Source organism: Rhodococcus sp. UFZ-B548 (assembly GCF_903819475.1).
Classification (GTDB): domain Bacteria; phylum Actinomycetota; class Actinomycetes; order Mycobacteriales; family Mycobacteriaceae; genus Rhodococcus_F; species Rhodococcus_F erythropolis.
In genome coordinates this window covers 208,208-220,913 of record NZ_CAIJDS010000004.1, presented here as the reverse complement: position 1 = coordinate 220,913, position 12,706 = coordinate 208,208, and the positions used below count along the sequence as shown (strand labels likewise).

Sequence of the window (12,706 nt, the reverse complement as noted above, 5' to 3'; positions counted from 1 at the left end):
ATCACCCACCGAGGTACGTGGCGACCCCGGTCTCGGCAAGTACCCTGGCAACCATGACAAATTCTGGTCGATCGAAGTCTGCGCGCCGAAGCAAGCGCAGCGCGAGCCAGATGATCATTGCTGCTCTTCTGGCACTTGCTGTCATTGCTTCGCTGTTTCTGATCTTCAGCAACAGCGTTCAGCTTCTTCGGGTGGGACTGGTCGTCGCTCTGTGGGCAGCCACCCTCGGCGCTATCGCCATGACCAAGTATCGGCGTGAGTCGGCACTGGACAAAGCCAAGGTTGCCGATCTGCAGACCGTGTACGAACTGCAGCTCGAACGTGAAATTTCGGCTCGACGTGAGTACGAACTGAGCGTCGAAGGTCGCGTGCGACGTGAGGTGACCGCGGACGCGGAGGAACTGGCCGGGCTGCGCGCCGAATTGGTGGCGCTGCGCCGAAACCTCGAAGCACTGTTCGAAGGTGGACTGCTGCCCGAACAGACCGCGCTCAAGACCGATTCCACGCGAGTACCGGAACTTGGCGGTAGTTCGTACGGCGCGTACCAGCCGGCACCGTCGGGGTTGTACGTTCCCGGCGCCGGCCAGAACGGACCCAGCCAACCGGCACCGAACGTCGGCGGCTTGGCATCGCCCAACGACGATCCGGTGACTGCTGAGACAACCGTCGTGTTCGCTGAGACGTCGTGGCGTGACAGCAGCTTCGTGGCGCCGCGCGTCATCCCGACGCAGAAGCCACAAGAGACGCAGAAGCCTCAAGAGACGCAGAAGCCACAGAATCAGAGCGGGAACCAGGCACCGAAGAGTTCCCCGGCGGGTTCCACACAGTCACGAACGGTGAAAGACGTTCCGGTGGAGAAGGATCCGGAGCCGGTCGCGCCCGTCGAGCCTGAAGTCAAGGCTCCCGCCCAGGCCCCGAACATCGAAGACGCCGTCATCGAAGACGCTGTCGTCGAAGAGGCGCCCGAGGTTGTTCCCGAGATTGTCACGGAAGCTGAACCCGCTGCGGAGCCTGACGCAGAGCCGCGCCGTCGTCGCCGTGCCGCTCCGGAAGATGCCGCGAGCGGTGCTCATTCCAACGGATTGACCGTCGCCGAAATAATGGCGAACCTGAGTTCGAACAACCCGTCCGAAGGCTCCGGTCGACGTCGTCGCCGAGAGGACTGAGTCGCAGATCACTCGCCCGGTCATGGCATGACGGTTCGGGCGAAGGTTATCCTCGGACGCAGAACGTCTGGTACCCGCCGAGCGGGACTGGAACGAACGAGAGGAATCCGGTGACTTCCTTCGGGATCACTAATGGGCCTGCACCTGCGCGATTGACGGTAGGAATTGTCTCAGCAGGACGGGTCGGAACAGCTGTCGGTGCCGCATTGGAGCGAGCCGGTCATGTTGTCAGCGCTTGCTCCGCCGTCTCCAGTGCCTCGGTCGCCCGCGCTGTGAAGCGGCTTCCCGATACCGAAATTCTTCCGGCCGCCGACGTCGCAGCTCGCTCCGAACTGCTGATTCTTGCCGTTCCTGACGACCAGCTTGCGGATCTTGTGCGAGGTCTCGCGGCCACCCAAGCCGTCAAGCCGGGCACGCTCGTCGCCCACACGTCCGGTGCCAACGGCATCGCGATCCTGACTCCGCTCACCGAACTCGGCGCGCTGCCCTTGGCTATCCATCCGGCGATGACGTTCACCGGTCACGACGAGGACACCGCACGGCTGTCGTCTGCATGCTTCGGAATCACTGCTGCCGACGATATCGGTTACGCGATCGCGCAGTCACTGGTCCTCGAGATCGGCGGCGAGCCCGTCCGAGTGCGCGAGGAGAACCGAGCGCTCTACCACGCGGCACTGGCTCACGGCAGTAATCACCTGGTCACGCTCGTGGTCGACGCCGTCGAGGCGCTGCGAGCGTCGTTGCAAGGTGACGAGCTGCTCGGTCAACAGTTGGTCGACGGAGATCCGGGTGGAGTGGCCGAGCGTGTCCTGCAGCCGCTGCTGTCGGCAGCCTTGGACAACGCGCTACGACGCGGTCCCTCGGCGTTGACCGGTCCGGTGGCACGCGGCGACGCTGCTGCCGTCGACACACATTTGCGCGTACTGACAGAACTGGATCCGGAGCTCGCTGCCGGCTATCGGGCGATGTCCTTGCGATCGGCCCAGCGGGTGGGCGCCCCCACCGAATTGTTCGACATCTTGACTGAAACGGGAGGTGACCGTCGTGAGTGATCTGCAGGGCGGATACAAGCGCGGCGAACTGACGGTGCACCACGATCCGGACAAGCTTCGGCGCGTCTCGCGGGCACTGCGAGGTGTCGGGCGTCAGGTGGCGCTCGTTCCGACGATGGGTGCGTTGCATGCCGGCCACATCGAATTGGTTCGTCAGGCCAAGGTCACCGGCGCCGTCGTGATCGTTTCCATCTTCGTGAACCCGCTCCAGTTCGGTGCGGGCGAAGACCTGGACGCGTACCCGCGCACTCTCGATGCGGATCTCGACCTGCTTCGCGCCGAGGGCGTCGAATTGGTGTTCGCGCCGAGCGCCAAGACGATGTACCCGCGGGGCCAGCGCACCACCATCGTGCCGGGCCCGTTGGGTAGCGAACTCGAAGGCGGAGCGCGCCCCACTCACTTCGCCGGAATGCTGACGGTTGTGGCGAAGCTGCTCCAGATCGCGGCACCCAATCACGCGTACTTCGGTGAGAAGGACTACCAGCAGCTGACGCTCATCCGTCAGATGGTGTGGGATCTCAACTTCGATGTACAGATCATCGGAGTTCCGACGGTCCGCGAGTTCGACGGCCTCGCGTTGTCCTCTCGCAATCGCTACCTCGACGAGGGCCAGCGCGCCGCAGCGGTCGCGCTGTCCGCTGCTCTGATCGCCGGTGCACACGCGGCGTCCGGGGGAGCGGAAGCAATTCTGGAAACCGCACGCGCTGTTCTGGCAGCTGTTCCGGAAATCGAGGTCGACTACCTCGAGGTTCGGGGCGTCGATCTGGGCCCCGCGCCCGAGAGAGGTGACGGCCGACTGTTGGTGGCCGCCAAGCTCGGAACCACCCGTTTGATCGACAACGTCGGTGTCGCGGTGGGAACCGGGTTCCTCGAGCGTGACACCGACCCATCCGCCGACGCCATCGACGACCTGCTGTCTCACTGAGCACTTTTCACGAGTAAGGACCTAGATATGTTTCGCACAATGATGAAGTCGAAGATCCACCGCGCCACCGTGACTCACGCCGACCTGCATTACGTCGGCTCCGTCACCGTCGACCAGGATCTGATGGACGCCGCAGACCTCCTCGAGGGTGAACAGGTGTGCATCGTCGACATCGACAACGGTGCGCGTCTCGAGACGTACGTCATCGCCGGCGAGCGCGGAACCGGTGTCATCGGAATCAACGGTGCGGCAGCGCATCTGGTCAAGCCGGGCGACCTGGTAATCCTCATCGCCTACGGCGTGATGAACGAGCAGGAAGTCAAGGAATACTCCCCGCGCGTCGTCTTCGTCGATGCCCACAACAAGCAGATCGAACTCGGCTCAGACCCGGCTCACGCGCCGGAGGGTTCGGGTCTGATCACCCCGCGCATGCTGTCGACACTCGAGGCCTCGCGCGAATCCAGCCTGGTGTAATCCATGCTGCTCACGGTCGACGTGCGGAACACCAATATCGTTCTGGGGTTGTTTTCCGGGACTGGTGAGTATTCGAAGCTGTTGCAGGACTGGCGAATGCGAACCGACCCTCGGATGACTGCCGACGAGTTGGCGTTGACCTTCCGAGGGCTGTTGGGTACTCATGTCGATGAGATCACCGGCGTTGCGGCGCTGTCGACAGTGCCGTCCGTCTTGCGTGAAATCCGCGTGATGCTGGAGCGGTACTGGGGTCACGTTCCCCACGTGGTGGTCGAACCGGGTATTCGCACCGGTGTGCCACTGCTGGTGGACAACCCCAAAGAGGTGGGAGCCGACCGGATCGTCAACAGTCTTGCCGCTCACCATCTTTACGAGGGTCCGTGCATTGTCGTGGACTTCGGTACGTCGACCTGTGTCGACGTCGTTTCCGCCAAGGGTGAGTTTCTGGGCGGCTGCATCGCGCCCGGACTCGAGATCTCGACCGATGCCTTGGCGTCGCAGTCCGCTGCGCTGCGCAAGGTCGAATTGGTGCGCCCGCGTTCGGTGGTCGGCAAGAACACCGTCGAATGCATGCAGTCCGGTGCGGTATTCGGCTTTGCCGGCCTCGTCGACGGATTGGTCAACCGCGTACGCGACGAACTGCCGGAGTTCGGTGGTGACGACGTCTCCGTGATCGCAACCGGGGACAGCGCACCGCTGATCATTCCCGAATCCGACACTATCGATCACCTCGAACGGGACCTCACTCTCGAGGGGCTGAGGTTGGTCTTCGAGCGCAATCAGGCGCGTCGTGGATCCGGTCGACGACCGGTCGCCTGATCGATGGTTTCGTTCCAGCAGTTTCGCGATTGCAAAAGTTATGCCACAATGGTGCTCGTGAATCGCTGCATGGGTGCTCAGGAGTGTTGTCGAGGCTGACCGCTGCCTTGACCAATTCACATTCCTTGGAGCTAGCTCGTGCTATCCACATATTCTGCAGATCTCTCTGTTTTGACCCCTACTCTCGCTGCTGATCGTGCTGTTTCCGCAGGTCGTAGCGCTAATCGTGGGGCGTCCGGACGCCGTCCGAGTGGTGCGTCGTTGCCTACCCGCCTTCGCCCGGCCGATTTGCTGCGACTGACCGACGAGGGAGCGAACGGCGTGCTCGACGGCCGTTTCGACCACCTCATTCCCGACGCCTTCCCGACGCTCGATCGTTGGTCCACTCGCCTACATGCGGACGACGACGTCGATGTGTGGCTCATCAGCTGGGTACCCGAACGCAACACCGAATTGCACGACCACGCAGGTTCGTTCGGCGCATTGACCGTCCTCAGTGGTTCTCTCACCGAATTCCGTTGGGCCGGTGACGCCCTGGTGGAACGCCAGCTCGACGCCGGCGATCAGGCTTCTTTCCCGCTCGGCTGGGTTCACGATGTCGTGCGTTCGACGGATGTGCCTGGTGCTCCGATCGAAATCAGCTCTGATGCACCGACTCTGAGTGTTCACGCCTACTCACCGCCGCTGACGGCAATGTCCTTCTACGAAGTGACGGATCACCGGACTCTTCGTCGCACCCGTACCGAGCTGACCGACCTGCCCGAGGGGGGCACCAAATGACCATCGACCAAATGCTCGACGACGCTCGCGCACAGATCGATCGTATGTACGTCTTCCAGCTCACCGAAGCCTTCCATCGCGGGGCGATCTTCGTCGACATTCGCCCGCAGGCGCAGCGCGCCATCGAGGGAACTCTCCCCGGTGCACTCGCGATCGAGCGAAACGTTCTCGAGTGGCGACTCGACCCCACCAGCAGCGCACACCTCGCGTTGGCCACCGACCACGACGTCGAGTGGGTAATCGTCTGCTCCGAGGGCTACACCTCGAGCCTGGCCGCAGCGTCGTTGCAGCAGTTGGGTCTGCACAAGGCAACCGATCTCGTGGGCGGGTACCAGGCGATCAAGGCCGCCGGACTGCTGGGTGCGCTCAGCGGAGTGCGTCATTGCTCCCGCGAGTTGGCGGCGGTTTCGGCTCATTGAGGTATTTGCTGTGCGCCTTTATTAACCGCGGGCGGTTAATAAAGGCGCACAGCGGGTCTGGCGGTAAATCTTCGGGCTCATACCGTGATGGCGGGTGAAGGCCGTCGTGAGCGCAAAGGGGCTCGAGTAGCCCACTTCTCGCGCGATCGAGGACACCGTTCGTGCCGGGTCTGCGAGTAGATCTGCCGCCACCGACAAGCGCCACTCGGTCAGATAGCCGACGGGTCCGATCCCCATGAGACCGGTGAACCGGCGCGCGAAGGCTGCTCGTGAACTGCCGGACTCCTGGGCCAGGCTCGCGACCGTCCAGGGGTGTTTCGGCCGATTGTGTATGAGCCGCAAGGCATGCCCGATGAGGGGATCCTCGTAGGCCTTGATCCATCGCGGTGATCGATTCGGGTTCTCGGCGAACCACGTACGGACCGCCGAGATCAGGACCAGGTCCAGGAGCCTGTCCAGCAACACTTCCTGCCCTGGCCCGTCGGCGGCGATCTGTTGTTCCAGAAGGTTTGTCATCGGCGCTGTTTCGATGCTGCGTCGCACTACCGCGACGGGTGTCAGGCTGTCGAGGATCTGACGGCTGACATAGGAGTCCAAACGGTATGTGCCCGTGAGCATGACGGTCTGGCCACTGGTCGAGTTGCCCCAGGTGCGAACGCCGAGAACCGACATGTCCTCGAGTGGCGATCCGTCGACTGCGGCGCAGTTTTGTGCCTCGTCGATGAGTACGTGGACTGACGTGCCCGGGTGATCGGCGACCGTATAGGGGTCGGGGCCGCGCAGGAGTGCAATGTCGCCGGCCTCGAGATCTTCTGTCTGTCCGGTGTCGGAGACGACGACTGCGCTTCCGCGAACCAGAACCAGCACGGTGATCGGTGCGTGGTCCTCGATACGTAATGACCACGGTGGATCGAGCAGCGAGCGCAGCAGAAAAGCGCCCTCCGCCCGCGATCCGGCCAGCATCATCGACAATGCATCCATGTTTCGACGGTAGACGCTGACGTATGTTTTTGCGACCTTCGGCTATGGATCGTATTGACGCTCCGCGGTCGAATGAGTACATGACGACAACAAGCGACATTCAATCGGCAGTAGTGATCGGTGGTACCGGTAAGACCGGTGCGCGCGTTGCGCAGAGGCTGACGGCGGTGGGAATCCGTACCAGAATCGCGTCGAGAACATCCGGGACGCGTTTCGACTGGAACGATCAGACGACGTGGCAGCCTGCAGTGTCCGGCGTCGACGTGGCATATGTGACGTATGCGCCGGACCTCGCAGTGCCGGAATCGAGCACCCACATCGAGGAACTCGCTGAGCTTGCGTACCGCGAAGGGGTTCGTCGCATGGTGCTCCTGTCCGGGCGCGGTGAACCGGCGGCGCAGAAAGCCGAGCAGGTTCTGGCCGACACCGGTCTGGAATGGGCTGTGGTGCGGGCCAGTTGGTTTGCCCAGAACTTCAGTGAGGGGTATCTACTCGATCCGATTCGGGAAGGCCACCTGGCACTTCCGGTCGGTGAAGTGGGGGAGCCGTTCATCGACGTCGACGATCTCGCTGACGTGGCGGTCGCCGCATTGACTCGAACCGACCTCCTCGGCCGAGTTCTCGAGGTGACGGGTCCGGAGTTGCTCACCTTCGCGGAGGCGGTTGAGGCGATTTCGGCGGCGTCGGGGCGTGCGGTGTCATTCGAAAGAATTGGACTGCAACAGTTTTCCGACGGCATGGCAGAAGTTGGCGTCCCGAGTGATGTCGTGGAGTTGCTCACTTACTTGTTTGCCGAGGTTCTCGACGGACGAAATCAAAGTGTGACCGGCGTCGTCGAAGAGGTCCTGGAACGACCCGCTCGAGATTTCACCACTTTTGCCGCCGAGGCTGCTCGAACGGGGGTCTGGTCGTGAAGAAATCCGAGATCTTCTTGGAGTTGCTCGTCGGCGTGACTGCGCTCGGCGCGCTCGTTGCCGGTGGTGCGTTGTTCGCGTTCTCGTCCTTCGTAATGCCCGCTCTGCGGTCGGTCGATGCACACGCCGCGATCACGTCGATGCAGGCGATCAACGTCGAAGCACCGCGGAGCGCCTTGATGCTGCCACTCGTCGGATCGGCGCTCACCGCGATCGCCACCGGAATCTGGGCAGCGATCTCCAGACCGGACGGCTGGGTCCTTGCCGTTGTCGGTTGCGTCGGGGTGCTCGCGGCCTTCGCGGTGACAGCGATCTACCACGTCCCCCGCAACGACGCTTTTGCCTCGGTCAGCGCTGCCGATGCAGCCGCATGGGCGTCGTACGAGGTGGGTTGGACGGTGTGGAATCACGTCAGGGTTGCGCTGTACCTCCTGTCGGGAATCGTGCTCGCGGTCGCCGCGGTGCTACCAGCAACAAACGCGGTGGACACGGCCCAGTAGTCTTGTACCCCGTGAGTGATGTAGAAGCCCAGCCAGTCGACGACACCCCCGAGCAGCTCCGTATCCGGCGAGAGAAGCGTGAACGGATCCTCGCGCAGGGGCAGGAGGCGTACCCGGTTTCGGTCGATCGCACCCACACGCTCGCGCAGATCCGCGCGGAGTACCCGGAACTCGAGCCGGACACGGCGACTGGCGTGCTGGTCGGCGTCGTCGGCCGCGTCATCTTCATGCGCAACACCGGCAAGCTGTGCTTCGCGACTCTGCAGGAAGGCGACGGTACCCAGCTGCAGGCCATGATCAGCCTCGCCGGCGTCGGCGAAGAGGCACTGGCTGCCTGGAAGTCCGACGTCGACCTCGGCGACTTCGTCTTCATCCACGGTGAGGTCATCAGCTCCCGTCGCGGCGAGCTCAGCGTGATGGCCGACGCGTGGCAGATCGCGTCCAAGGCGCTGCGTCCCCTGCCGGTCGCTCACAAGGAAATGAGTGAAGAGTCCCGGGTGCGTCAGCGCTACGCGGACCTGATCGTTCGGCCCGAGGCTCGGGACAACGCCCGCAAGCGTGTCGCTGTTGTCCGTGCGCTGCGTAATGCGCTCGAGAGCCGCGGCTTCCTCGAGGTCGAGACGCCGATGCTGCAGACGCTGCACGGCGGCGCGGCAGCTCGCCCGTTCGTCACGCACTCGAACGCCCTCGACATCGACCTGTACCTGCGTATCGCGCCGGAACTGTTCCTCAAGCGTTGCGTCGTCGGCGGTATCGAGAAGGTCTTCGAGATCAACCGCAACTTCCGCAACGAGGGCGTCGACTCCACTCACTCGCCCGAGTTCGCGATGCTCGAGACGTACGAGGCCTACGGCACGTACGACGATTCCGCGAAGATGATTCGTGAACTCGTCCAGGAAGTTGCGCAGGAAGCATTCGGCACGCAGGTCCTCACCCTCGCCGACGGTTCCGAGTACGACGTCAGTGGCGAGTGGCAGGTTCTCGAGATGTACCCGTCGCTGTCGGCTGCCATCGGCACCGAGGTCACGCCGGATACGACGGTCGACGAGCTTCTCGCTCTGGCGGAGAAGGTCGGCCTCGAGGTTCCCAAGGACAAGGGTTACGGCCACGGCAAGCTCGTCGAGGAGTTGTGGGAACACCAGTGCGGCGATCAGCTGTACGGGCCGACGTTCGTCCGTGACTTCCCGGTCGAGACGTCGCCCCTGACCCGTGATCACCGCAGCAAGAAGGGTGTCACCGAGAAGTGGGACCTCTACATCCGCGGATTCGAATTGGCGACCGGCTACTCCGAACTGGTCGACCCGGTCATCCAGCGTGAGCGCTTTGTCGACCAGGCGCGCCTCGCGTCGGCAGGCGACGACGAAGCGATGGTGCTGGACGAGGAGTTCCTCGCCGCGATGGAACAGGGCATGCCGCCGACCACCGGCACCGGCATGGGAATCGATCGACTGCTGATGGCTTTGACTGGTCTCGGTATTCGCGAGACGATCCTCTTCCCGATCGTTCGTCCGTCCGCTCGCTAGCTTTACTTCGATCAAGGTTCGGCCGCACATGTTGCGGCTGAACCTTTTTCAGTTGGGGCGCTCCCAAGGTATTCGATAGTTCCCAACGACATTCGCCTGCGGCAAAGGATTCATCCATGCGCGGTCGCCCGAGTTTCGGACTTACGAATTGTTGCGATGATTTGGTCGATCGTGCCCTGGTTGAGTGCGTCAGGTAGTCCCTGATCCGACTGGACAAGGAAGACCATGACCTCGGCTGTGGAGTATCCGGGTGTGGTGACGACATCGAATTGTGCTGAGGGCGGATCGCATTCGTTGTCCGCCGGGATATTTGTGACGGTTGCGGTGTACCGGATCGCAGGGCGTCCGGAGATGGTGAAATTCGTGGGTCCGCTGTACGCGATGCTGGCGAGAGTGCCGTTCTTGGAGGCGAAGATTGCGCTCGGTAGTCTTTTCTCGAGCCGTCGTCTGTCATGATTCCCCCGTCTGTCTTTGTCGCAAGACAAGTCGACTGGCATACCCGGCGGAGATCAGTCCCAATCATCCGGACGAGCCAAGACAGGACGTTTGTCCAGGTGCTATTGTCGCTGCTTATCGAAGGATCTGGGGAGGAATGGTCGTGGTGAAAAAGGTTGTTGTCACGATGGTTGACGATCTGGACAAAAAATCGCCCGCGGACGAAACTGTGGAGTTTTCCGTCGACGGAGTTGCTTACGAAATCGATCTGACCGCCGCCCACGCCGCGGAACTGCGCGATGCACTGAAAAAGTGGATTCCTCATGCGAGAAAGTCGAATTCCGCCAAATCGGTCAACGGAGCGGTGACCAAATCCCGTCCCGTTGCGGACCGCGATCAGAGTGCCGCCATCCGCGAATGGGCCAAGGGTGCGGGCTTCGAGATTTCGGCCCGCGGTCGTATTTCCACGGAGGTGCGCCGAGCCTACGAAAAGGCCGTCTGAAATGGATCGCGAATGGATTCGGGCGCATTTTGCCGAAACGGATTGATAACGCGTTCTAGTTTGTTAGCGTCTGCACGGTTCGCATCTCTCGTAGAGGAGTCGGTCGTGCACAGAATCGGGTTGTTCGGGGGCGTGGTTCTTGCCGCTCTGATGCTTGTCGGGTTCACCTCCGTGGCTTCGGCTCAGGCCCCGTTGCCCGTGCCCAATGCCTTCCTTGCCGGTGTTCCTCAGGAGTTGGGAAATCCTGGCGGTTCAGCTCCTGGATCCAATGACTTTTCGTGTAAACCTACTGCCGAACATCCCAATCCGGTTGTGCTCGTTCACGGAACGGGTGGAAACAGGCAGACCAACTGGGCCACCTATGCGCCGTTGCTCGCCAACGAGGGCTACTGCGTCTTCGCGCTGACGTACGGCAACTTCCCCGAGCAGCCGTGGCCGTTGTCGGCCATCGGTGGAATGCAGGAAATTCCTTCCAGCGCAGCACAATTGTCGAATTTCGTCGATCAAGTTCTGGGCGCTACGGGCGCAACGTCGGTGGATCTCGTCGGGCATTCGCAAGGCACGATCATCAACGGGTACTACGCGAAGTTCCTCGGCGGTGCCGACAAAGTGGACAACATCGTCTCGGTGGCATCGCTGTGGAAGGGAACCCTCGGAAACGAGCAGGCAAGTATCGGCCGCAGCCTTCGCGAACTCGGGGTATCCGAGGCGGCACAGGCAGGATTCCCGATCTGCAAGGCGTGCCTGAACATGGGGGCCGGTTCGGAGTTCATCGAAAATCTCCGTGCGGGAGGCGTTTACGCGCCGGGCGTTCACTACACGAACATCACGACGCGCTACGACGAACTGGTGCTGCCGTATACAAATGGGCTGGAGCCCGGGCCGAACGCAACCAACATCGTCGTCCAGGACGGTTGTGAGCAAGACATCTCCGATCATCTCGCCATCGCGGCGTCGCTGCGCGCGGCGACTTTTGCTCTCAATGCACTCGATCCCGCGCATCAGCGGCCGGTACCGTGCAACTCGGTATTGCCCGTCGTGGGTTGATCAATATGTGGAGGCCTTCGGTGGGGATTCGAACATGCGTGGGTGCGCTCGCTCTGGCGGGTGCCGTGGCCGCGACCGCCGCACCTCTTGCGTCGGCGAACGAACCTCTTCCCGTTCCGTCCGGTTTCTTCAGCGGAATCGCCCTCGAAGCGACCAACCCGGGCGGATCGGCCCCTGGCACCAACGACTTCTCGTGCACGCCTTCCGCTGCTCATCCTGATCCAGTCGTCCTGGTGCACGGGACGGCGGCCAACCGTCAGACCAATTGGGGTGTACTCGCGCCCGTACTGGCCAACGAGGGATACTGCGTTTTCGCGCTCACCTTCGGGAATCGAACGGACCAGCCGTGGCCGATTTCCGCAGCCGGCGGTCTCGCACCACTCGGAGACAGCGCAGGGCAGCTGTCGGACTTCGTCGATGACGTTCTTTCTGCGACGGGTGCCTCGAAGGTCGACCTGATCGGACACTCTCAGGGGACGACGGTCAGTGCGTATTACGCCAAGTTCCTCGGCGGCGACGCGAAGGTTTCCAAGATCGTCTCCATCGCTCCGTTGTGGGACGGCTCGGAGGTCGGGCCGCCGGAAGGCGTCGGGGGACCGGATTTCGACAACGCCACCTTCGTGACCGAACTGCGCGACGCGGGCGTCTACTCCGATGACGTCGAGTACACCAACATCGTGACTCGGTTCGATCAAGTGGTCGTTCCGTACAGCAGCGGAATACTGGCCGCGTCGAACGCGTCGAACATAGTTGTTCAGGACGGTTGCGAGCAGGACCTGTCGGATCACATCGCGTTGGTGGCGTCGCAGCGAACGGCGACTCTGACGCTCAACGCGCTTGATCCGTCGAATCCGCGTGAGGTGCCGTGCACTCGGGTACTCCCGATATTCGGCTGATCAGGCGTCGAAAATCGCTGTTCGCTTCAGGCGTACAGGAACCGGGAAACGATTCCCTCAGCTGCGACGTTGTGAACGGTAAGCAGTCCGGCTTCCGCCGCCAATCGGGTGGAGGAGCAGCAGGTGGACTTCGCGCCCTCTAGAGTAATAAGTGGGGTCGTGCAACCTTTGTCGATTCGTGGACGTCAGTCCGCTGACCGGCGAGGCGATCAGTCTGTAGTGCCGGAGCGAAACGCGGCGACCAGGGACGAGACATCCGGTCTCGAACCTGCC

Annotated in this window: 15 protein-coding genes; 14 read left to right on the top strand and 1 reads right to left on the bottom strand. The window is 62.4% G+C overall.

Annotation, left to right across the window (positions count from 1 at the left end; translation table 11 throughout):
- Positions 1–53 precede the first annotated feature (53 nt).
- The 7 genes from H7C86_RS07035 to H7C86_RS07005 all read left to right on the top strand — a co-directional run bounded on the left by H7C86_RS07035 (position 54) and on the right by H7C86_RS07005 (position 5,635).
- On the top strand, positions 54–1,166 hold the full coding sequence (locus tag H7C86_RS07035) for a DUF6779 domain-containing protein (RefSeq protein ID WP_182261298.1): 1,113 nt from the start codon (positions 54–56) through the stop codon (positions 1,164–1,166).
- Between the two features lie 110 nt (positions 1,167–1,276).
- Positions 1,277–2,218: a Rossmann-like and DUF2520 domain-containing protein gene (locus tag H7C86_RS07030; protein ID WP_019746789.1), complete on the top strand. Its 942-nt coding sequence runs from the start codon at positions 1,277–1,279 to the stop codon at positions 2,216–2,218.
- A complete protein-coding gene (gene panC, locus H7C86_RS07025; protein WP_170320391.1) occupies positions 2,211–3,143 on the top strand; it encodes a pantoate--beta-alanine ligase in 933 nt (310 codons plus the stop codon). Before H7C86_RS07030 ends, panC begins: the two co-directional genes overlap by 8 nt.
- Positions 3,144–3,170: 27 nt before the next feature.
- Entirely contained in the window at positions 3,171–3,617 is a 447-nt protein-coding gene (gene panD / locus H7C86_RS07020; RefSeq protein WP_092765436.1) for an aspartate 1-decarboxylase, read from the top strand.
- Between the two features lie 3 nt (positions 3,618–3,620).
- Positions 3,621–4,436, top strand: coding sequence for a type III pantothenate kinase (locus H7C86_RS07015; protein WP_019746791.1), 816 nt, complete (start codon positions 3,621–3,623; stop codon positions 4,434–4,436).
- Between the two features lie 261 nt (positions 4,437–4,697).
- The gene (locus tag H7C86_RS07010; protein ID WP_019746792.1) at positions 4,698–5,216 is read left to right on the top strand and encodes a cysteine dioxygenase family protein; all 519 of its coding nucleotides are present in this window, start codon (positions 4,698–4,700) and stop codon (positions 5,214–5,216) included.
- Positions 5,213–5,635, top strand: coding sequence for a rhodanese-like domain-containing protein (locus tag H7C86_RS07005; protein ID WP_003945445.1), 423 nt, complete (start codon positions 5,213–5,215; stop codon positions 5,633–5,635). Before H7C86_RS07010 ends, H7C86_RS07005 begins: the two co-directional genes overlap by 4 nt.
- A gap of 21 nt (positions 5,636–5,656) precedes the next feature.
- Here H7C86_RS07005 and H7C86_RS07000 read toward each other — a convergent pair whose 3' ends face one another.
- Positions 5,657–6,616, bottom strand: coding sequence for an AraC family transcriptional regulator (locus H7C86_RS07000; protein WP_182261297.1), 960 nt, complete (start codon positions 6,614–6,616; stop codon positions 5,657–5,659).
- 80 nt (positions 6,617–6,696) lie between these two features.
- On the opposite strand from H7C86_RS07000, the gene H7C86_RS06995 reads away from it, so the two are divergent.
- The 7 genes from H7C86_RS06995 (at position 6,697) to H7C86_RS06965 (ending at position 12,433) form a co-directional block, all read left to right on the top strand.
- On the top strand, positions 6,697–7,530 hold the full coding sequence (locus H7C86_RS06995) for an NAD(P)H-binding protein (protein WP_069147010.1): 834 nt from the start codon (positions 6,697–6,699) through the stop codon (positions 7,528–7,530).
- The gene (locus H7C86_RS06990; RefSeq protein WP_069146917.1) at positions 7,527–8,030 is read left to right on the top strand and encodes an anthrone oxygenase family protein; all 504 of its coding nucleotides are present in this window, start codon (positions 7,527–7,529) and stop codon (positions 8,028–8,030) included. Before H7C86_RS06995 ends, H7C86_RS06990 begins: the two co-directional genes overlap by 4 nt.
- Positions 8,031–8,041: 11 nt before the next feature.
- A complete protein-coding gene (gene lysS / locus H7C86_RS06985; protein ID WP_182261296.1) occupies positions 8,042–9,553 on the top strand; it encodes a lysine--tRNA ligase in 1,512 nt (503 codons plus the stop codon).
- A 225-nt stretch (positions 9,554–9,778) separates the two neighbouring features.
- On the top strand, positions 9,779–10,009 hold the full coding sequence (locus H7C86_RS06980) for a hypothetical protein (protein WP_081671521.1): 231 nt from the start codon (positions 9,779–9,781) through the stop codon (positions 10,007–10,009).
- 142 nt (positions 10,010–10,151) lie between these two features.
- Complete coding sequence (locus H7C86_RS06975; RefSeq protein WP_003945673.1) at positions 10,152–10,490, top strand: Lsr2 family protein; 339 nt, start codon at positions 10,152–10,154, stop codon at positions 10,488–10,490.
- Between the two features lie 105 nt (positions 10,491–10,595).
- Entirely contained in the window at positions 10,596–11,537 is a 942-nt protein-coding gene (locus tag H7C86_RS06970) for a triacylglycerol lipase (RefSeq protein ID WP_019746799.1), read from the top strand.
- A 5-nt stretch (positions 11,538–11,542) separates the two neighbouring features.
- A complete protein-coding gene (locus tag H7C86_RS06965) occupies positions 11,543–12,433 on the top strand; it encodes an alpha/beta fold hydrolase (RefSeq protein ID WP_047888640.1) in 891 nt (296 codons plus the stop codon).
- The last annotated feature ends 273 nt before the right edge of the window (positions 12,434–12,706 follow it).